Source organism: Roseateles sp. (assembly GCF_052436255.1).
Classification (GTDB): domain Bacteria; phylum Pseudomonadota; class Gammaproteobacteria; order Burkholderiales; family Burkholderiaceae_C; genus Pelomonas.
This window is the reverse complement of sequence record NZ_JBQVNP010000049.1, coordinates 13,359-33,467: the sequence shown is the minus strand read 5'-3', so window position 1 is coordinate 33,467 and position 20,109 is coordinate 13,359. Positions and strand designations below refer to the sequence as shown.

The window sequence follows — 20,109 nt, the reverse complement described above, 5'->3', positions numbered from 1 at the left end:
CCGCCCCCGCCGCCCGAACCCAGCGTGCAGGAACTGCTGCATGCCGCCCGGCAGAGTGGCTATCAGGACGGCTACCGCGACGGCATGGCCGCGCTGGATGCCTTCAAGCAGAGCTTCGCCCAGCAGCTCAGCGGCCAGGTGGGCCAGGTCGTGAAGAACTTTGACGCCGAGATGCAGGCGCTGGAGGGCGACATGGCCGGCTCCATCGCCCGCATCGCCGTCGAGCTGGCCCGCCAGGTGGTGCGCAGCGAGCTGAGCCAGCGCCCTGAGCTGATCGCCCGCGTCGCCCATGACGCCGTCGAGGCGCTGCAGTTGTCGGCACGCCATGTGCGCGTGCGCGTCCACCCCGACGACTTCCCGCTCGTGCACGAAGGCGCCGGCAACGAACTGCAGGCCCGCGAGGCCCAGCTTATCCCTGACGCCGCAGTGGTACGCGGCGGCGTCAAGGTCGACGCCGACGTCGCCAGCGTCGACGCCACCATCGCGACGCGCTGGCAGCAGGCTGTGTCGGCCATTGGCCAGACGTCGATCTGGGAAGACCGGCGCACGGAGGACGAATGACCTGCGCCCGCGCCGAGCGCTGGCGACGCTACCTGGCCGACCTCGAAACGCTGGCGGCCAACCCGGCGCCGCTGGAGTGCCAGGGCAAGCTCGTGCGCGTGGCCGGCCTGGTGCTGGAGGCCACCGGCATCAAGGTGCCGCTCGGTTCGGTCTGCCGCATCCAGATGCCCAGCAGCGGCAACAACCCGCGCCGGGGCTCGCCGCCGGTGAATGCCGAAGTCGTCGGCTTCTCGGGCGACCGTGCCTACCTGATGCCGACCGACGAGGTGCAGGGCCTGTCCAGCGGCGCCAGCGTCGTGCCGCGTCACCTGCCGCCGCTGGCGCCGCAACTGGGTCAACCGCTGCACCCCTGGCGCCGTGGCGAGGACCGTGGCCTGCACCTGCCGATGGGCGACGGCCTGCTGGGCCGCGTCGTCGACCCGCACGGCCACCCGCTGGACCGGCGCGGCGAGCTGAGCCACATCCACAACGAGCCCATGGTGCGGCGCCCCATCAATGCGATGGACCGCGACCCGGTGCGCACGCCACTGGACACCGGCGTGCGCGCCATCAATGCGATGCTGACCGTCGGCCGCGGCCAGCGCCTCGGGCTGTTTGCCGGCACCGGCGTCGGAAAATCGGTGCTGCTGGGCATGATGGCGCGCTACACGCAGGCCGATGTCATCGTCGTCGGGCTGATTGGCGAGCGCGGCCGCGAGGTGAAGGAATTCATCGAGGACATCCTCGGCGAGCAGGGCCTGCGGCGCAGCGTCGTCGTCGCCGCGCCCGCCGACGCGCCGCCGCTGATGCGCATGCAGGGCGCACACTACGCCACGGCCATCGCCGAGTTCTTCCGCGACCAGGGCCGCCATGTGCTGCTGCTGATGGACTCGCTGACCCGCTACGCCATGGCCCAGCGCGAGATCGCCCTGGCCATCGGCGAGCCACCGGCCACCAAGGGCTATCCGCCGAGCTGCTTCGCCAAGCTGCCGCAGCTGGTGGAGCGCAGCGGCAACGGCCTGCCCGGCGAGGGCTCGATCACCGCCTTCTACACGGTGCTGACCGAGGGCGACGACCCGCAGGACCCGATCGCCGATGCGGCGCGCGGCATCCTGGACGGCCACATCGTGCTGTCGCGCGAGCTCGCCGAGGCCGGCCACTACCCGGCCATCGACATCGAGCGCTCCATCTCCCGGGTGATGACCAGTGTTGCACCCCAAAACCAGGTCGATTCCGCGCGTCGGTTTCGCCAGCTTCTGGCGAAATACAACAAGGCCCGCGACCTCATCCAGCTTGGCGCCTATGCCCCGGGCAGCGACCCCGAGCTGGACACGGCCGTACGCCTGCATGCCGACATGACGCGGCTGCTGCAGCAGGACATGCACAGCCCGGCACTACTTCACGCCAGCGTCAGCCAATTGCAGGCCGTGGTCCAAGGCGCCTAAACCTTTGCGGTTGCGCCGCCGATATCGACTGAGCGTCGGACCCCGTCGGGGTCGCCAGACGCTGCGCTGGAGTTTGAGATGAGTGCACCCGCCAAAGACACCCTGGGCCTGCTGCTGGAACGCGCCGAGAACGAGCGCGACACCGCCGCACAGGCCATGCATGCCGCCTGCGCCCAGGCGCAGGCCGCGCGCGCGCAGCACGGCGAGCTGTCCGGCTACCGCCAGGACTACCAGCAGCGCTGGACGCACAGCTTCACGCAGTCGGCCACGATGGACATCGTCGGCTGCTACCAGAGCTTTGGCCGCCGGCTGGACCAGGCCGTCGACACGCAGGGCCATGTCGCCAGCCACGCCGACCAGCGCCAAGCGCGCGCCCGCGAAGCCCTGCGCCTGGCCGAACTGCGCGTGGCCGCACTGCGCCAGCTGATCGCCCGCCGCCAGGCCGAAGCCGCCAAGCTGGACCAGCGCCGCGAGCAGCGCGCCAGTGATGAATTCGCAGCGCGCGCCCACCTGCGCCGCATGGCCCACGCCTGAGGAGCTGCGGACCCATGCTCAGCAACACCACCGCCCTCACCCCCAAGCCGGCCGGCCTGCCGCCCGCCATGCCGCAACCTGCCATGGCCGCATTGCCGGCCACCGGCCACGCGGTCGGCGCCAGCTTTGCGCAGATCCTGCACGACCAGCCTGACCTGCCCCCGCCAGCGGAACACACGGACCCGGTGCCGAGCAAGGCCGACGGCGCCGGTGAGGCCGCGGCTTCGGCGACGAACGCGGCCACCCTGCGCCGCAACCAGGCCAACGCGGCGGCGGCCAGGCAGGCCCCGGCAACGCGCCAACCGGCAGCGGCAGATGCGACGGCGGCGGCCAGGCCGATCGACACCGCCAAGGCCGCTGACGACAGCGGCGAGGCGGCCAGCGTGACGACCCACGACGACGCGTCGACCGCAGGCCTGAACGAGTTCACGCAACTCATCGGCCTGACAACGCCTGCACAGTCGCCCGTACCGACGCCGGCCGCGGCGGCGAACCCGCAGCCAGGCCATGACGCCGCTGCCGACCCCACGCGAGCCGAACCAGCCATCCAGGGCCTGCAAGCCGCCCGCACCGGCCGCGTCGCCGACGAGGAGCCCGGCCGCACGGACAACGGCAGCACCCACGCAGCCGACGACAGGCCAAGCAACGAGCGCCGCCCCGCAGCCGCCCCTGCGACACGCCCGGCGGAAGCGCCCCGCGCCACGAGCGCCGACCTGGCTGCCGCCACCGACAGGGCCGCCGCGCGCAGTAGCAGCGGCGACGCGCTGCAGGCTGCGTCAACGACCGGGTCCAGCAGTGCGCCGCGCATGCCATCGAGCCTCGACGCCTCACCCCCCGGTTTTGCCGCCGCGCTGGCCCAGGCCCTGCCCACCGCCGCCGTTGCGGCCGCGCCGCTCAGTGCCAGCGGCCAGGTCCAGGCGCCCGTGCACAGCAGCGCCTTCGCGCCCGAGTTGGGCGCGCGCATCAGCCTGCTGGCCGTGGACGGCGTGCAGCAGGCGGAATTGCAGCTCAACCCGGCCGAGATGGGCCCGGTGTCGGTTCAGATCGTGGTCGACGGCAGCCAGGCGCATGTGTCCTTCCACGCCGCAGAAGCCGAGACCCGCCAGGCTCTGGAGCAGAGCCTGGCCGACCTGGCCGCCGCGCTGCAGGGTCAGGGCCTGACGCTGTCCGGCGGCGGCGTCTTCCAGCAGGCCTCGCGAGATGCCAACCAGGGGGCCGAAGACGACCCGCGCACCCCTGAGGGCCGGGACCACCGCGCAGGCGGCAATGCCGGCGGCAGCAGCGCTGACCGCGCCGCGGTGCCCACGCGGCGCGGCATCGGCCTGCTCGACACCTTTGCCTGAAGCTGAAGCGGGAATAGGCACGCCAGGCACGAGCTAATCAAGGCTTGCGGGGTGGATGCCGGGTCAATAATCCGGCGCAAAGGTGCCCATTGCCTGCAGTGGGCGATGGAAGTCTCAAGGAGTGCTCATGGCCACTGCGCCGGCTGCTGAAGTTGCCGCGCCCAAAGGGGGCAGCAAGAAGAAGCTGATCATCATCCTGGCCGCCGTGCTTGTGCTCGTGCTGGTCGGCGGTGCTGCGGCTTTGATGCTGCTCAAGAAAAAGCCCGTGGACGAGGACAGCGAGGACGGCACCGAGCAGGTCGAGGCGGCCGAGCCCAAGGCCAAGCCCAGGAGCAACCAGCCACCCACCTTCGTGCCGCTGGACTCCTTCACGGTCAACCTGGCCGACAAGGATGTGGACCGCTTCGCCCAGATCGGCGTGACGCTGCAGGTCGACGACCCCAAGTTCGCCGACCAGATCAAGGCCTACATGCCCGCCATTCGCAGCAACGTGCTGATGGTGCTGTCGCACAAGACGGCCAGCGAGCTGCTGACCCGCGAGGGCAAGGACCAACTCGCCAAGGAAATCATGCGCGAGGCGGTGCGCCCAATGGGCATCGTGCTCGACGACGACGAAGGCTCTGCCAGCGCGCCCCGGAAAAAGAAGAAGACGGCGCGGGTTGAAAGCCCCGTGACGCAAGTCCTGTTCTCCAACTTCATCGTGCAGTAAACGGATCATGAACCAGCAGATCCTTTCGCAAGACGAAGTCGATGCACTGCTGCAGGGCATCACCGGCGAGAGCCAAAAGCTCGAGCAGGAGGAGGAGCAGGTCGGCGGCATACGCGAGTACAACCTCGCCAGCCAAGAACGCATCGTTCGTGGGCGCATGCCCACGATGGAGATCATCAACGAGCGCTTCGCGCGCAACATCCGCGTCGGCCTGTTCAACTTCATCCGCAAGAGCCCCGAAGTCGCCATCGGCGGCATCAAGGTGCAAAAGTACTCTGCCTTCCTGCGCGAGATCGTCGTCCCGACCAACTTCAACATCGTCTCGGTCAAGCCGCTGCGCGGCAGTGGGCTGATCGTCTGCGACCCGACGCTGGTGTTCGCCGTCATCGACTCGCTGTTCGGCGGCATCGGCAAGTTCCACGCCCGCATCGAGGGCCGCGACTTCTCGCCCACCGAGCAGCGCGTCATCACGCGCATCGTCGAGGTCATCCTCGCCGAGTACCACAAGGCCTGGAAGGGCATCTATCCGCTGGAGCTGGAATACCAGCGCTCGGAGATGCAGCCCCAGTTCGCCAACATCGCCACGCCCAGCGAGATCGTCGTGTCGACGTCCTTCACGCTGGAAATCGGCGAGACCAGTGGCACCATCTACTTCTGCATCCCGTATTCGACGCTGGAGCCCATCCGCGACGTGCTGTATTCCACGACCGTCGGCGACTCTTCAGAGCCCGACCGCCGCTGGATCAACCTGCTGAAGACGCAGATCCAGTCGGCCGAAGTGGAACTGGTGGCCGAGCTCGGCAGCGCGCCGGCCACGGTCGAGCAGTTGCTGGCCTTCAAGCCGGGCGACTTCATCGAACTGGACCTCGACCCCATGATCCAGACCAAGGTGGACGGGGTGCCCGTCTTCGACTGCCACTACGGCACGTCCAACGGCCGCTACGCCCTCAAGATCGACAAGATGCTGACCGGTTCTCAAGAGAGCTGGTTGGGAGCCAAACATGAGCCCTGATTCACCCAGCCAAGAAGAACAGGACGCGATGGCGGCGGAATGGGCTGCGGCCCTGGCCGAAGCCTCCACGCCCGCGCCCGCCAACGAAGTGGTCTCGGAAGTGGCGCCCGAGCAGGTGTCCACGCCCAGCTTCGCCAATTTCACGCCGACCACCGGCATGGGCCCGGGCAACGACATCAACATGATCCTGGACATCCCCGTCCAGCTGACGGTGGAGTTGGGCCGCACCCGCATCCCGATCAAGAACATCCTGCAACTCGCCCAGGGCTCGGTGGTGGAGCTGGACGCGCTGGCCGGCGAGCCGATGGACGTGCTGGTCAACGGCTACCTGATCGCCCAGGGCGAGGTGGTGGTGGTGAACGACAAGTTCGGCATCCGGCTGACGGACATCGTCACGCCGTCGGAGCGCATGCGCCGCCTGTCGAAGGCTGCCTGACGAGGCCCAAGGCAAAGGCAACCACAGAGGCACAGAGACGCGGAGGAATTCAGCTGAGTTCTTTCTCCGTGCCTCTGTGCCTCCGTGGTTGCATTTCTTGAATAGCCACTGCTTTGGCTCCCACTTAGGGGCTTCGGCGCCTCAAGTCCGTCCGCAGAATGCCGAGGCATGAATACCTCCGGCCTGCTTCCGTTTCTATGGTTCCTCGGCATCGTCGCGCTGATCCCGATCGCGCTGTGGCTGCTCAAGCGCACGCCGCTGGGTGGCTCGGCTGCGGCCGGTGTGCTGCGTGTCGTGGCCCAGCTGCCCACCGCGCCCAACCAGCGCATCCTGGTCGTCGAAGTCGGCCAGGGCGATGACCGCCGCTGGCTGGTGCTGGGCGCCACGGCGCAGAGCATCACCACGCTGCATGTCATGCCGCCACAGGCCGAGCCGGTTCCCGCAGCCTCGTTCGCCAAGATGCTGAGCAAGGAGCGCCAGGATGCGTGAGCCCCTCGCCCATCCTCGCGTCGCTGAACGCGAGCGCGTCTGGTCGGTCCCCCTGGGGGTCGGCGATGCTTGCGGCATTCAGCCGCAAGCACATCGCCCGCAGGCCGGCTTGGGGCGGCCCGGCGCTCGGCCCACGGTGAAGACCGCCTGGACGCTCGCGCTGCTATTCGCCGCAGGCGGCGCCCTTGCACAGACCCAGACACCGCCGGCCACGCTGCCGCTGCTGATCGGTCAGGGCGCGGGTTCGAGCTACTCGGTGCCCATCCAGACCCTGCTGTTCTTCACCGCTTTGGGCTTCCTGCCGGCGGTGCTGCTGATGATGACGGCCTTCACGCGCATCGCCATCGTGCTGAGCCTGATGCGCCAGGCCCTGGGCACGCAGGCTGCGCCGCCCAACCAGGTGATCGTCGGCCTGAGCCTGTTCCTGACCTTCTTCGTCATGAGCCCGACGTTGGACCGTGTCTATGCCGAGGCCTGGCAGCCCTACAGCGCCGGCCAGATCCAGTTCGACCAGGCGCTGACGCGCGCCGAAGTGCCGATGCGCAGCTTCATGCTCAAGCAGACGCGCCAGGCCGATGTGGCGCTGTTCTCGCGGCTCGCCAAGCTCGACGCCAGCGTCAAGGCCGAGGACGTGCCCTTCAAGGTGCTGGTGCCGGCCTTCGTGACCAGCGAGCTCAAGAGCGCCTTCCAGATCGCCTTCCTGATCTTCATCCCCTTCCTCGTCATCGACATGATCGTGGCGAGCGTGCTGATGAGCCTGGGCATGATGATGCTGTCGCCGGTGCTCGTCGCCCTGCCCTTCAAGCTGATGCTGTTCGTGCTGGCGGACGGCTGGAACCTCCTCCTCGGATCTCTCGCAGCGAGCTTTGTCACCTGATCATGGATGCACAACAAGTCTTCACCTTCGGCCAGCAAGGCCTCTACATGCTGATGCTGGTTGCCGCACCGGTGCTCATCGTCGTGCTGCTGGTCGGCGTCGTCGTCAGCGTCATCCAGGCGGCCACGCAGATCAACGAGGCGACGCTGTCGTTCGTGCCCAAGGTCATCGCCACCGTGCTGACGCTGGCCATCGCGGGGCCGTGGATGATGACGACGCTGGTGGAGTACATCCAGCGGACGTTGATGACGATTCCGTCGGTGGTGGGCTAGTGACGGAGCCCCTCGCCCCATCTCGCGTCGCTGAACGCGCGCGAGCGCGCACCAAGCAGAGCTGACATGTTCTCCGTCACGGAAGCCCAGTTGCTGGAGTGGCTGACGCCCATCCTCTGGCCCTTCATCCGCACGCTGGCCCTGTTTGCCGGCATGCCCACCTTCAGCCAGCGCAATGTGCCGCTGCGCTTGCGCATCGGCCTGGCTTTTTTCATCGCCTTTGCCGCACAGCCGTCCTTGCCCGCAATCCCCGTCACGCCGCTGGACTCGCTGCCCACGCTGACCATGCTCGTGGCCCAGCAGCTGGTGATCGGCCTGGCCATGGGCTTTGCGGTACGCGTGGTCTTCGCGGCGCTGGAGTTCGCCGGAGAAATCATCGGCCTGCAGATGGGGCTGAACTTCGCCGGCTTCTTCGACCCCGGCACCGGTGCCCAGGGCACCGCCAGCGCGCGCTTCTTCGGCAGCATGGTGGCCTTCCTGTTCATCGCCATCAACGGCCATCTGCTGTTGATCAACGCGCTGGTGCAGAGCTTCCACGCCTTCCCGGTCGGCGGTGAGCCCTTTGCCTTCCTGCGCGCGGCCACGCCCCAGAAATGGGGCGCCGAGATCTTCAGCATCGGCCTGTGGATCGCGCTGCCACTGATCACCATGCTGATGTTCGTCAACCTGGTGCTGGGCGTGATCTCGCGCGTGGCGCCACAGATCGGCGTCTTCTCGGTTGGCTTTCCGCTCACCGTCAGCGTCGGTCTGATCGGCATGGTGGCGACGCTGCCATTGATGCAGACCCCGTTTACCGTGGCGCTTGAGCGTCTGCTGGCCGCGTTCAGTTAGTCCATCCTCAGCGGGTAGGCAACCGGTCCCCGAGGGCCGGCGATGCATGCGGCATTGAGCCGCGTGCACCTCACCCAACGGGCCGGCTTGGGGGCGGCCCGGCGCTCGGCCCGATGAAGCCACGACGGCCGCACCGAGTCCGGCAACAAATCAGGAACGACGACGGCGCAGGGCAGCGAAGCCCAACAGGCCCAGCGCCATCATGGCGTAGGTGCCCGGCTCAGGCACGGCGCTGACGGTCAGGCCCGACAGCGTGCCGTTGTAGGTGCCCATCAGCGTGGCGGCGCCGCTGTCCAGGTTGATGCCGTAGATACCGGTGGTCAGCGAAGTGCCATCGACGGTCAGCGCCGCATAGGCCATGCCGCTGCTCAGCACCTCGAAGCCGTTGGCCTTGAGCACGTCCACGCCCAGCGAACCGACCATCGAGATCGTCGGCGCATTGAAGGCCGTCGGCGCCATGGCCAGCATGTCAGTGTTGCTGTCGATGTAGTACAGCGCCGTGCTGGCCGGCGCCGCGGTGGGCATCAGCATCGCGTTGGTGTAGGCCACGCCGGTGAAGCCCGTGGCGATCTTGTTGGCGGCATTGCCCACCACGCCGGTGCCGGCGTTGATGGCGAAGTTGTCACCGGCCGAGCTGACCAGGCGCAGCGACGAGCCGTTGGCAAAATCGGCCACCGGGTTGAAGTCGATGCCGTAGCCGAGGCCGGCCTGGATGACGGGGCTGCTCAGGGCCGCGACGAAGCTGGCCGCGCCGGTCATTTCATCGATGGTGTAGATCTGGTTGGACAGGCTGACGCCGTAGATCTTGCCGTCCTTGGGGCGGGTGTCGATGCCGACCAGGCGGTCGCCGGCCATCAGGCCGGTGATGTCCATGTTCATCGCGCCGGCGATGTTGGTGGTGTCGATGCGGCTGAGCTGGTTCTGGCTGTTCAGGCCGATCAGCGTGACGGCCTGTGACGAGGCTGCGCAGACGAGGAGGGCTGCGGCGGCAAGGGCGGTGCGTACGGTGGAAGTCATGCTGGCTCCAGGGTTGGGAATGCGAGTGGGATGAAACCCACTCCCATACGGCACCCCGGAACGTGACGGATGCACGATCTGGCGCCCTCCCCCTAACTTGCAAGTCAGGGGCCGGGTGTCATCGGCGCGTCACCTTAGCTCCGGCGTGCAGCTGATCACCGATGTGGTGAGCGGCGATATCCCCAACGTGGCGATGCCGCACGACCTTCGGTCCATCGCGAGCGGCCAACTGCCGGAGCTAGGGTCACAACTCCCGCAGCGCCGTCGTCACCGGCAGGCTGGCCGCCCGCACGGCCGGGAACAGGCCGCCGACGAAGCCGATGGCCAGCGCCCACTTGATGCCCTCCCACAGCAGTCCCGGCGACACGGCCAGGTTGAAGCTGAGCTTGCCCACCGCACCGGCACCCATCGTCGAGGCCTCGAAGCCGTTGAACAGCAGCCAGGCCACGACACCGCCGATCAGCCCGCCGAGCAGGGCCAGCAGCGTCGTCTCCAGCATCACCGCGACGACCACCGGCAAGCCGCGAAAGCCGATGGCGCGCAGGGTGGCGATCTCGCGGGCGCGCGTGGCGACCGCAGCGAACATGGTGTTCAGCGCGCCGAACACCGCACCCACGGCCATGATGGCGCCGACCGTGATGCCGATGATGCGCAGCATCTTGGTCATCTGCTCGGACTGCTTGGCGAAGAAGTCCAGCGTCGTGCTGGCCGTGACCTTGAGCTGCGGGTTCCCTTCAAGCGCCGCCTTGAACTCCTTGAAGGCGCCCTGACTGGCCAGTTTCACGGTGGCGGAGTTGCGGCCGCTGCCGCGCTGGTAGGTGTCGTTGACGACGTTGGCATCGGCCCAGAGCTCGGACTCCATCGCATCGCCCGACGCGAAGATACCCACCACCGTCCAGGGCTGGTTGCCGAGCTTGAGGGTGGCGCCGACGCTCAAACCCGCGAACTGGCGCGCTGCGCCCTTGCCGACGACGAGCTCGCGCAGGCCGGGCTGGAACATCCGGCCGTCGACGATCTGCATGTGTGGCCGCACGGCAAAAGCCGCCGCGCTGACGCCGCGTACCTGGGCGCTGCCCTCCTCGTCGGCCTTGGCACCCTTGACCGGGAGGTTGGCCGCCACGACGGTTTCGGCCGAGACGACGGGCTCACCCCTGTCGTTGCGGGCGATGCCGGGGGTCTGCTCGATCTGCACGACGTCCTCGCGGCTCAGCGACGAGGTCACCTCGGCCGCCGAGGCGCCACGCATGACGATGGCCGTGTCCAGCGAGCCCGAGTTGCGCAGCGTCTGGGCATAGCCCTCGGCCATGGCCAGCAACGCCACCAGCACACCGACGACGCCGGCAATGCCGACGACGATGACCGCCGAGGAACCGATGCGCTGGCTCAGCGTGCTGATGCCCACCGATGCCACCGAGCGCGTCTGCGCGCCGCTGCGGAACAGGAACAGCCAAAGCGCCAGCAGCACCGCGACGGCCGCCGCGCCCTGCCAGGGCAGCAGCACCCAGGCGACGATGATGAGGATGGTCAGCAGGACCAGGCCGAGGTTCTTGAGGAATTTCATCGTCATGCCCTCCCGGCCAGTGCGTCGGTGATGTTGAGTCGCATGGCGTTGAGCGCCGGCAGCGCGCCCACGAGCAGGCCGAACACCAGCATCAGCGCGACGCCGACCGCCCAGCTCGCCGCCCCGGCCGCCGGCAGGTTCAGCGCGCCATTGCTGGCCGCGCCCACTGCCGGCCCGACGATGCTGGCCAGCCCCAGGCCGACACAGCCGCCGATCACAAGCAGCAGCACCGCCTCGGCCAGCACCATGGCCAGCACGCTCTGGCCCGAGAAGCCCAGCGTCTTCAGCACGGCGATCTCGCTGGTGCGCTCACGCACCGCCTGCATCATGGTGTTGCCGGCCAGCAGCAGCAGCGTGAAGAAGACGGCGCCCATGATGGAGGTCACGATGAGGTTGATGTCGGCCAGCTGCTTCACCCAGGCGGCGGTCGCCGCCTGCTCGGTCAGCGTGCGGGTCTCGTGGGCGGAGTTGGTCGAAATCGCATCGATGGCCTTGGCGACGCGGTCGGCCTGGTTGACATCGGTCACACGCGTCACGTACCAGCCCACCTGGCCCTGGTTCCAGGGCGTCGTGTCGTCGAAATACTTCCAGTTCAGCAGGAACATCTGATCGAACCAGGCGCCGGCCTTCTTGTCGGACACATGGATGAGGCCAACGATCTTGAACGGCCAGTTCTGGCTGCCGTTCCGGTCCGGAAAGATGGTGGACTGCATCGGGACCTGGTCGCCCACCTTCCAGCCGAAGCGCCTGGCCAGGCCCTCGCCGACGAGGGCGCCGTCCTTGGTCTCGGCAAAGGCCTTGCGGTGCTCGGCCGAGACTTCCATCTCCGGGTAGATGTCGAGGTAGTTGGGCGCAACGGCAAAGCTGAAGACCTGGTTCTCGGGCTTTTGATAGGCGCCGCCGAACCAGTTGGCGAAGGTCGTGTCCTTGACGCCGTCGATCTGCGTGATGCGCCCACCGAGCGACATCGGCAGCAGCTGGATGAAGCTCAGCTTGGCCCCCGTCTGCAGCCGCTGCGCGCCGTTGGCGCTCTGCCCCACCTGGTCGAAGCTGACGCGCACGGCGTCCAGCAGGCCGAACAGCAGGAAGGCCGTGACGATGGACACCAGCGTCAAAAAGGTCCGTAGCTTGCGCCGGAACAGCGCCGCCCAGATCAGATGAAGGTATTTCATGGCGTCCCGCCTTTCAGGCCATGGCCTCGGCGGCCGAGACCAGCGTGCCCTTGTCCAGATGCAGGGTGCGGCTGGCGCGCGCCGCGGCGCGCGGATCGTGCGTGACCATGACGATGGTCTTGCCGTGCTCGCGGTTCAACGCCTGCAGCAGGGTCAGCACATCCTCGGCGGACTGCCGGTCCAGGTCGCCGGTGGGCTCGTCGCAGACCAGCAGCGTCGGGTCCGACACGATGGCCCGCGCGATGGACACCCGCTGCTGCTGGCCGCCCGACAGCTCCGTCGGCTTGTGCGCCGCTCGGTCGGCCAGGCCGACGAGTTGCAGCGCGATGGACGCGCGCTTCCTGCGCTCGGCTGCCGTCAGCTTGGTCAGCAGCAGCGGCAGCTCCACGTTCCGCTGCGCCGACAGCATGGGCATCAGGTTGTAGAACTGGAAGACGAAGCCGACCGTGGACGCGCGCCACTTCGCCAGCGCCGCACCGCCGAGCTGGTCGATGCGCTCGCCACCCACGCTGATCGCGCCCCCGGTGGGCGCATCCAGCCCACCCATCAGGTTCAGCAGCGTGGTCTTGCCCGAGCCCGACGGGCCCATCAGCGCGAGGAAGTCGCCCTGCTGCACGTCCAGGTCGATGTGGTGCAACACCTCGACCTTCTGCTTGCCGCGGGTGTAGACCTTGGACAAATCGCGAACTTCAATAAGGGCAGTCATTTGAGTCCTCTTGGCGTTTCGTGTTCACTCGTTGCACGAGTCGTTTTGATCGAGCGGCAGCCGTGGTACTGGCTTCGCCAGGCCACTGGCTGCGCCCCCTGGAGGGGGCCGGCGAAGCCGGCAGGGGGTGAGCCAATTCATTCCTTGCTCACGACGGCTGAACCCTGCTTCAGCTCGGCGGACGGCGCGAGGACCACGGCCTCGCCCGCCTTCACGCCGGCGGTTGCCAGCCTGAACTTGCCCACATCCGAGCCCAGCTGCACCGCGCGCTGCTCGGCGCGGTTCTCCTGCACGACGAAGACGACCTGCGCGCCGTCGCGCTGCACGACGGCCTCGGCCGGCAGCAGCACGCCGGGCACCGGCTTGGCGTCCACCTTGGGCTTGGCGGCCAGGAAGCTCACGCGCACGCCCATGTCGGGCACGACGCGCTCGTCCTTTTGCTCCAACGCCACGCGTACCTTGACCGTCGCCTTGCCGCGGTCGGCACTCGGGATGACCGTCACGACGCGGGCCGGAATCTTCCAGTCCGGATAGGCATCGAGCACGGCCTCGCAGGGCATATCGGGCTTGACCTGGGCGATGTAGGCCTCGTTGACATCGACACTCACTTCCAGCGAGTCCATGTCGACGATGGTGCCCACGCCGGTGCGCGTGAAGCCGCCGCCGGCGGACAGCGGCGAGATGATCTCGCCGACCTGCGCGGCCCGCGCCGTGACGACACCGTCAAAGGGCGCGCGCACGGTGGCGTAGTCGAAGTTGACCTTGGCCTGGCGCGCCTGGGCCTGGGCAGCCTCGACCTGGCGCTGCGCCGCTTCCAGCTGTGCAGCGACCGTTTTCACACCGGTAGCCGCCTGCTCGCGGGACTGGCGCGTCGTCATGCCGCTGGCGTTGAGTTCGATCTGGCGGCGCTCGTCCGCCTGAGCCTGGGCGAGCTGGGCGCGCAGCTGACCGAGGTTGGCTTCGGCCGTGCGGATGTTCGCCTCGGCCGCCGCCAGGCCGGCCCGCAGGCCGGTGTCGTCCAGCCGGGCCAAGACCTGACCCTTTTTGACCTTGACGCCCTCGTCGATGAGCACCTCGGTCAGCGTGCCGGTCATCTGCGCCGAGACGGTGGCCATGCGCCGCGCCGTCACATAGCCCGTGGCCTGCAGCACCGCGTTGGGCGAGGCGCCCTGACCATTGGCGCGCACGGTCGCGGTCTGCACCGCGATGGGCTTGTTGCCCGCCCAGTACCACCAGGCTGCGCCGCCCAACAGAGTCAGTGCGACGAGCGCGGCAATCAAGCCCCAGAGCCACCGGGGCGGCCCGCCGTCGAGGCCCTCACGATGCGCACCGTCGATGCGCAACTCCTTCAGCAATCCGGTATCGATGACACGCCCCTTGAAAGTCCCGCTCGCCCGGCCTCAACGGTCTGCGAACGCCGGCCCGAGCGGCCGTCAGTTGGAAACCGGCGCGATTGTGCAGCGGCTGTTGCCACCTGATGTCATCAATCGATGAGTGGCAGCCGGCTCGGGCGAATCGACATCCCGCCGGATGAACGGCGGTGCGACACGCGTCAGCTCGCCACCAGGCCGTTGCGGATGGCGTAGACCGTCAGTTCGGAGTTGTTCGTCAAGCCGAGCTTCTCCAGCATGCGGGCGCGGTAGACGCTGACGGTCTTGGGGCTGAGCATCAGCTCCTCGGCGATGTCCGACAGTCGCTTGCCCGAAGCGATCATGACCAGCGTCTGCAGCTCGCGATCGGACAGCTTGTGGTGAGCCTGTTCGGTCACCGGCGCGGTCAGGCTCTCGACCAGCATCTGCGCGATTTCGGGGGTCACGTACTTGCGGCCCTGGGCCACCGTTCGCACGGCCTGCACCAGCGTGGCCGGGTCGCCGCCCTTGTTGACATAGCCGTAGGCGCCGGCCTTGAGGGCGCGAATGGCGTATTGGTCCTCCGGGTACATGGAGACGATGAGAGTGCGCACGGCGTTGCCCTCGTCCTTGAGCACGTGCAGCACGTCCAGGCCGCTGCGACCGGGCATGTTGATGTCCAGCACCAGCACGTCGCAGGGGTTGTCCCTGCCGAGGGTGTGCAGCAGGCCGCGCAGCTCGGTGTAGTCACCGGCCTCGCCGATGACCTCGATGTCCTCGGCATCGGCCAACGTATCGCGAATACCGCGGCGGATCAGCCCGTGGTCGTCGCACAGGATGACCCGGATCACACGCGCCCCCAGATGGAGGTGCCGTCGTCGCGGCCGAAGTCGGTCGAATCGTCCAGCGCGTCGATGGCGTCCTGGGCCAGCGGCACCGTCAGGATCAGGCTGGTGCCGCCGCCCGGCGGGCTGGACAGGTCGACCCAGCCGCCCACCGTCGCCGCGCGTTCGTGCAGGCCGCGGATACCAAAGGATCTCTCCTTGGCCAGGTCCTTGGGCGCCATGCCCCGGCCGTTGTCCCGGATCTCCAGCGTCAGCACGCCGGAGTCCAGGCTGAGTTCCACATCGACGCGTGTCGCCAGCGCATGCTTGGACACATTGGTCAGCGCCTCCTGCGCGGTCCGGTAAGCGACCAGGGGCACGCCGGGCGGAAGTGCCAGGCGCTCGTCGCCCAAGCGCAGGCCGGCCTCGATGCCGGTGCGGCGCTCGAAGCGCGCCGTCATCCACTGCAGCGCGGCAACCAGCCCCTGCTCCAGGATGGCCGGGCGCAAGTTGTGCATGATGCGCTGGCTGGCGTCGATCGCGGCGTTGACGGTCTCCAGCGCCGCCGCGACGCGCGCACGCACCTCGGGTTCCTGGGCATGCCGGTCGATCCAGGCGAGGTCGAACTTGACGGCCGTCAACGACCCGCCGACGTCGTCATGGATCTCGCGGGCGATGGCCGCGCGTTCGAGCTCGACGCTGGTCTGCAGGTGGCCGGCCAGCTCATGCAGGCGCTGCTTGGACTTCACGAGCTCGAGGTCGGCCGAGCGCCGGGCGCGTTCGTTCTCGGCGGCGTCGATGGCGTGCAGCAGCGCCGGCGCCAGGCGGTTCAGGTTGTTCTTCAGCAGGTAGTCTGATGCGCCATTGCGCATGGCCGCGACGGCCGTGTCCTCGCCGATCTCCCCCGAGACCAGGATGAAGGGCGCCGTCAGCTGACGAGCCTTCACGGCCTCCAGCACGTCCAGGCCGGAATAGCCGGGCAGGTTGTAGTCCGAAATGATGGCGTCGCGCGGCCGGTCCAGCGCAGCCAGCACCGCAGGCAACGAGTCCAACCTTTCGATCTCGACCTTGAGCCCGGCGCGAGTCAGCTGCGCCAAGATGAGTTGATGGTCGAGTTCGGAGTCCTCGACATGCAGCACGCGCAGGACGCGGGACGCCTGCTCCACACCAGAAATCGTCATGGGGCTGCAGTATGCCGCGCCAGGGCTCTAGGTTGGCGCCACAGTCAACGTGGGTCAGACCGGTAATACGGCTCGTTCTCGCGACATCTCCAGGTCGACAGCCAACGAAAAACGGGTGAACATGCCATGATGCATTTGCCCTGAGGGTATTCACAGGGCATTGGGAAAAAAAAGCAGCATCCCCTCGCGGAGCCACGATGCAGACAGAACCATCCACCGCCGCCGATTTCGATGGAGCCGCGGCCGCCATGCCGCTGCTGGCGGCCGCGGAACTGCAGGATCACCTGATGACGGTGACGAACGATCTGGAGCGCCTGCAGCGCCTGCTTGACGATGCCGGTGAAGCCCTGTCCACGCATTTCTACAGCGCGTCCGGCCAGGCCATGACGCTGCTGAGCACCAGCGACGGCACACCCGCCTCCGAGGGGCTCAAGCAGATCATGCAGGACATCGCCGGCGCCATCACGGCCCTGCAATTCCAGGACATGGCGACTCAGTTGATCGCCCACACCAGCCAGCGTCTGCGCAACTGCGCCGACCAACTGGCGCGCGACACCTTCGGCATGGACGACGAGGACGGCGCAGCCGTCGTCGAGATCGCGCCGCTGCGCCCCAACCCGGTCACGCAAGACGAGATGGACGCTGGCTCCATCGAACTTTTCTGAATCCCCCGGTCAAATTCCGCCCCAGGCAACACACGTCCCCTCGGAGAAAACTCAAATGCACTCAATCCTCGCTGTCGACGATTCGGCCTCGATGCGCCAGATGGTGGCCTTCACGCTCAAGAATGCCGGCTTCAACGTGGTGGAAGCAGTGGACGGGCAGGACGCCTGGGAAAAATCCGGCCAGCGTGATTTCGACCTGGTCCTGACCGACCAGAACATGCCGCGCATGGATGGCATCAGCCTGACCAAGAAGCTGCGCGAGAACCCCAAGTTCAAGACCACGCCGATACTGATCCTGACCACCGAGTCCAGCGACGCGATGAAGCAGGCCGGTCGCGCCGCCGGCGCCACCGGTTGGCTGGTCAAGCCTTTCGACCCCGCCAAGCTGATCGAAGTGATCGGCAAGGTCATTCGCTGAAGTTCGTTCACCGGGAGCATCAGCCATGGGCGACATGACCACCGAAGGCGCCAGCATCAGTGCTGGCATCGACCTCAGCCAGTTCTATCAAGTCTTCTTCGAGGAAGCCGGCGAGAACCTCGACAACATGGAGCGCCTGCTGCTCAATGTGAACGTCGAGGCGGCGGACGACGAAGAGCTGAACGCGATCTTCCGCTGCGCCCACTCCATCAAGGGCGGTGCGGCGACCTTTGGCTTCAGCGACGTCGCCGAGTTGACCCACCAGATGGAGACGCTGCTGGACAAGCTGCGCCGCCACGAGCTGAAGCCCAATTCGGCCATGGTTGACGTGCTGCTGCAATCCGGTGACGCGCTGCGCACCCAGCTCGCCCGCCACCAGGGCTCGGGCGGCGACGTGTTCGACACGACCGACCTGCTCGTCAACATCAAGAGCTTCGTCGAAGGCGGTGGCGCCACAGCGCCGGCCGCCGCCGCGCCCGCCCCCAAGGCCGCCGCCCCCGCGCCAGCCGCCGCCGCGCCCGCCGCCCCGGCCCAGCCCGGCGCGCGCCTGCTGGAACTGCAGGTCGGCCCGCTGTCCGTGCTGAGCCTGGCCGACAACCTCGTCGAGCTGTTCAAGGAAATCACCGATCTCGGCAACATCGAGCCGCTGGACGCCGGCCAGGGCTCGGACGGCATGCGCCGCTTCAAGGTGCTGACCAGCTCCACCGACAACGACCTGCTGGACCTCTTCACCTTCCATGTCGCGCGCGAACAGGTCAAGCTGATCCCGCTTGGCCCGGGCTTTGGCTTCTACGACGGCTCACCCGGTGCACCGCCAGCGGAAGCGCCTTCGACTGACCCCGGCTACGGCTTCTTCGATGACGCGCCGGGCACGCCTGAGGGTGCAGCCGCTGCGCCGGCGCCGGCCCCCGAAGCCACACCCTCGGCCGCCATCGTGCCAACCCGCGCCGCAACCCCCGTTGCCAAGGTCGACGCCAAGCCGGCCGCCATGGACCAGACGACGCTGCGCGTCTCTATCGAGAAGGTCGACCAGCTCATCAACCTGGTGGGCGAGCTCGTCATCACCCAGGCCATGCTGGCCCAGAACAGCCGCGAGCTCGACCCCGGGTTGTATCAGCAGCTGACGTCGGGCCTGGCCGACCTGGAGCGCAACACGCGCGACCTGCAAGAGTCGGTCATGTCGATCCGGATGATTCCGATGTCGACGGTCTTCAATCGCTTCCCGCGCATGCTGCGCGACCTGGCCGCCAAGCTGGGCAAGAAGGTCGAGCTGGTCACGCAGGGCGAAGCCACCGAGCTGGACAAGAGCCTGGTCGAGAAGATCACCGACCCGCTGACCCACCTCGTGCGCAACAGCTGCGACCACGGCATCGAGATGCCGGACGAGCGCGAGGCCAGGGGCAAGCCCGAGCAGGGCACGATCACGCTGGTGGCATCCCACCAGGGGGGCAGCATCGTCATCGAGGTGCGCGACGACGGTCGCGGCCTGAACCGCGAGAAGCTCATCAAGAAGGCTCGCGAGAAGGGCATTGATGCGCCGGACACGATGACCGACGCCGAATGCTGGAGCCTGATCTTCGCGCCCGGCTTCTCCACGGCCGATGTCGTCACCGACGTGTCCGGCCGCGGTGTCGGCATGGACGTCGTGAAGAAGAACATCACGTCGCTCGGCGGCACGGTCGAGATCGACTCCGCCGAAGGCTACGGCATGAAGGTCAGCGTGCGCCTGCCGCTGACGCTGGCCATCATGGACGGCATGAGCGTGGGCGTCGGCGACGAGTGCTACATCCTGCCTCTGTCCTCGGTCGTCGAATCTTTCCAGGTGCAGTCCGACACCATCAAGACGGTGGCAGGCTCCGGCCGCGTCGTCGAGGTGCGTGACGAGTACATGCCGGTGATCGAGCTGGAGAAGGTCTTCGATGTGCCGCGCTTCGACTTCGAGCATGTCAGCTCCATCATGGTCGTTGTCGAGGCCGAAGGGGGCCGCGTCGCGCTGCTGGTGGACGAGCTCCTTGGCCAGCAGCAGGTCGTCGTCAAGAACCTCGAAGCCAACTACCGCAAGGTCAACGACGTGTCCGGCGCCACCATCATGGGTGACGGCCGCGTGGCGCTGATCCTGGACGTCGGCAGCCTGGTGCGCCGCTCGCGCCACTGAACCCAACAAACAACTGAAGAGGTCCGCATGGAAGCCAGCAACGTTCCCGCCCTGCGCCAAGCCGGCGCCGTCAGCACCAAGGCCCACGGCCCGAAAAGCGGCGAGTACCTGACCTTCCGCCTCGGCTCCGAGGAATACGGCATCGACATCCTGAAGGTGCAGGAGATCCGCTCCTACGAGCAGCCCACGCGCATCGCGAATGCGCCGGACTTCATCAAGGGCGTGGTCAACCTGCGCGGCGTCATCGTGCCCATCGTCGACCTGCGCCTGAAGCTGAACTGCCCGACCGCCGAGTACAACAGCTTCACCGTCGTCATCGTGCTGAACGTGAAGAACCGCGTCGTTGGCGCTGTCGTCGACTCGGTCTCCGACGTGCTGGAGTTGAGCCGCGACGCGATCAAGCCGGCACCCGAACTGAGCGCGGCATCGGTAGACACGAGCTTCATCACCGGCATCGGCTCCGTCGGCGAGCGCATGCTGATCCTGATGGACATCGAGGGCCTGATGAGCAGCGCCGAGATGGGCCTGATGGACGCAGCGATCGCCGCCTGACCGGCCCGACCTGATCCTGTC

General features: G+C 67.6%; 22 protein-coding genes. 15 read left to right on the top strand and 7 right to left on the bottom strand.

All coding sequences use genetic code 11. The features are described 5' to 3' along the window. The 11 genes from ACT6S0_RS13180 to fliR form a co-directional block, all read left to right on the top strand. A partial coding sequence (locus tag ACT6S0_RS13180) for a FliH/SctL family protein (RefSeq protein ID WP_444764283.1) occupies window positions 1-561 on the top strand: 561 nt, incomplete at its 5' end. After that, a complete protein-coding gene (gene fliI / locus ACT6S0_RS13175; RefSeq protein WP_444764282.1) occupies window positions 558-1,985 on the top strand; it encodes a flagellar protein export ATPase FliI in 1,428 nt (475 codons plus the stop codon). The genes ACT6S0_RS13180 and fliI, both read left to right, overlap by 4 nt. 78 nt (window positions 1,986-2,063) lie before the next feature. Continuing rightward, the gene (gene fliJ / locus ACT6S0_RS13170) at window positions 2,064-2,519 is read left to right on the top strand and encodes a flagellar export protein FliJ (protein WP_444764281.1); all 456 of its coding nucleotides are present in this window, start codon (window positions 2,064-2,066) and stop codon (window positions 2,517-2,519) included. A gap of 14 nt (window positions 2,520-2,533) precedes the next feature. Further along, a complete protein-coding gene (locus ACT6S0_RS13165) occupies window positions 2,534-3,862 on the top strand; it encodes a flagellar hook-length control protein FliK (protein WP_444764280.1) in 1,329 nt (442 codons plus the stop codon). Between the two features lie 127 nt (window positions 3,863-3,989). After that, a complete protein-coding gene (locus ACT6S0_RS13160; protein WP_444764279.1) occupies window positions 3,990-4,571 on the top strand; it encodes a flagellar basal body-associated FliL family protein in 582 nt (193 codons plus the stop codon). Window positions 4,572-4,578: 7 nt separating this feature from the next. Next, entirely contained in the window at window positions 4,579-5,583 is a 1,005-nt protein-coding gene (gene fliM / locus ACT6S0_RS13155; protein ID WP_444764278.1) for a flagellar motor switch protein FliM, read from the top strand. Next, window positions 5,573-6,019, top strand: a complete 447-nt coding sequence (fliN, locus tag ACT6S0_RS13150; RefSeq protein ID WP_056263162.1) for a flagellar motor switch protein FliN — start codon at window positions 5,573-5,575, stop codon at window positions 6,017-6,019. The genes fliM and fliN overlap by 11 nt, the downstream gene beginning before the upstream one ends. Before the next feature lie 168 nt (window positions 6,020-6,187). Further along, window positions 6,188-6,508 (top strand): FliO/MopB family protein, encoded by a 321-nt coding sequence (locus ACT6S0_RS13145; RefSeq protein WP_444764277.1) that lies wholly within the window; start codon window positions 6,188-6,190, stop codon window positions 6,506-6,508. Further along, a complete protein-coding gene (gene fliP, locus ACT6S0_RS13140; protein WP_444764276.1) occupies window positions 6,501-7,385 on the top strand; it encodes a flagellar type III secretion system pore protein FliP in 885 nt (294 codons plus the stop codon). The genes ACT6S0_RS13145 and fliP overlap by 8 nt, the downstream gene beginning before the upstream one ends. A gap of 2 nt (window positions 7,386-7,387) precedes the next feature. After that, complete coding sequence (gene fliQ / locus ACT6S0_RS13135) at window positions 7,388-7,657, top strand: flagellar biosynthesis protein FliQ (RefSeq protein ID WP_444764275.1); 270 nt, start codon at window positions 7,388-7,390, stop codon at window positions 7,655-7,657. 66 nt (window positions 7,658-7,723) lie between these two features. Next, window positions 7,724-8,488, top strand: coding sequence for a flagellar biosynthetic protein FliR (fliR, locus tag ACT6S0_RS13130; protein WP_444764274.1), 765 nt, complete (start codon window positions 7,724-7,726; stop codon window positions 8,486-8,488). A gap of 150 nt (window positions 8,489-8,638) precedes the next feature. Here the strand turns inward: fliR and ACT6S0_RS13125 are convergent, their stop codons facing one another. From ACT6S0_RS13125 to ACT6S0_RS13095, 7 genes are all read right to left on the bottom strand, one after another. Next, complete coding sequence (locus tag ACT6S0_RS13125) at window positions 8,639-9,505, bottom strand: DUF4394 domain-containing protein (protein ID WP_444764273.1); 867 nt, start codon at window positions 9,503-9,505, stop codon at window positions 8,639-8,641. A gap of 244 nt (window positions 9,506-9,749) precedes the next feature. Continuing rightward, complete coding sequence (locus ACT6S0_RS13120) at window positions 9,750-11,066, bottom strand: ABC transporter permease (protein ID WP_444764272.1); 1,317 nt, start codon at window positions 11,064-11,066, stop codon at window positions 9,750-9,752. 2 nt (window positions 11,067-11,068) lie between these two features. Next, window positions 11,069-12,238, bottom strand: coding sequence for an ABC transporter permease (locus ACT6S0_RS13115; RefSeq protein ID WP_444764271.1), 1,170 nt, complete (start codon window positions 12,236-12,238; stop codon window positions 11,069-11,071). Window positions 12,239-12,251: 13 nt separating this feature from the next. Continuing rightward, entirely contained in the window at window positions 12,252-12,944 is a 693-nt protein-coding gene (locus ACT6S0_RS13110; protein WP_444764270.1) for an ABC transporter ATP-binding protein, read from the bottom strand. Between the two features lie 137 nt (window positions 12,945-13,081). Next, window positions 13,082-14,299 (bottom strand): efflux RND transporter periplasmic adaptor subunit, encoded by a 1,218-nt coding sequence (locus ACT6S0_RS13105; RefSeq protein WP_444764269.1) that lies wholly within the window; start codon window positions 14,297-14,299, stop codon window positions 13,082-13,084. Between the two features lie 197 nt (window positions 14,300-14,496). Then, on the bottom strand, window positions 14,497-15,144 hold the full coding sequence (locus ACT6S0_RS13100; RefSeq protein WP_444764268.1) for a response regulator: 648 nt from the start codon (window positions 15,142-15,144) through the stop codon (window positions 14,497-14,499). After that, window positions 15,141-16,298 (bottom strand): response regulator, encoded by a 1,158-nt coding sequence (locus ACT6S0_RS13095; RefSeq protein WP_444764267.1) that lies wholly within the window; start codon window positions 16,296-16,298, stop codon window positions 15,141-15,143. Before ACT6S0_RS13095 ends, ACT6S0_RS13100 begins: the two co-directional genes overlap by 4 nt. 197 nt (window positions 16,299-16,495) lie before the next feature. On the opposite strand from ACT6S0_RS13095, the gene ACT6S0_RS13090 reads away from it, so the two are divergent. Genes ACT6S0_RS13090 through ACT6S0_RS13075 form a run of 4 tightly spaced genes read left to right on the top strand, consistent with a single transcriptional unit; the run spans window position 16,496 to window position 20,088 of the window. Next, window positions 16,496-16,963 carry a hypothetical protein gene (locus ACT6S0_RS13090; RefSeq protein ID WP_444764266.1) on the top strand — a complete coding sequence of 156 codons (468 nt, stop codon included), beginning with the start codon at window positions 16,496-16,498 and terminating at the stop codon, window positions 16,961-16,963. Between the two features lie 55 nt (window positions 16,964-17,018). Next, the gene (locus ACT6S0_RS13085) at window positions 17,019-17,381 is read left to right on the top strand and encodes a response regulator (RefSeq protein WP_056199337.1); all 363 of its coding nucleotides are present in this window, start codon (window positions 17,019-17,021) and stop codon (window positions 17,379-17,381) included. Between the two features lie 25 nt (window positions 17,382-17,406). After that, the gene (locus ACT6S0_RS13080) at window positions 17,407-19,536 is read left to right on the top strand and encodes a chemotaxis protein CheA (RefSeq protein ID WP_444764265.1); all 2,130 of its coding nucleotides are present in this window, start codon (window positions 17,407-17,409) and stop codon (window positions 19,534-19,536) included. Window positions 19,537-19,563: 27 nt separating this feature from the next. Continuing rightward, the gene (locus ACT6S0_RS13075) at window positions 19,564-20,088 is read left to right on the top strand and encodes a chemotaxis protein CheW (RefSeq protein WP_444764264.1); all 525 of its coding nucleotides are present in this window, start codon (window positions 19,564-19,566) and stop codon (window positions 20,086-20,088) included. The last annotated feature ends 21 nt before the right edge of the window (window positions 20,089-20,109 follow it).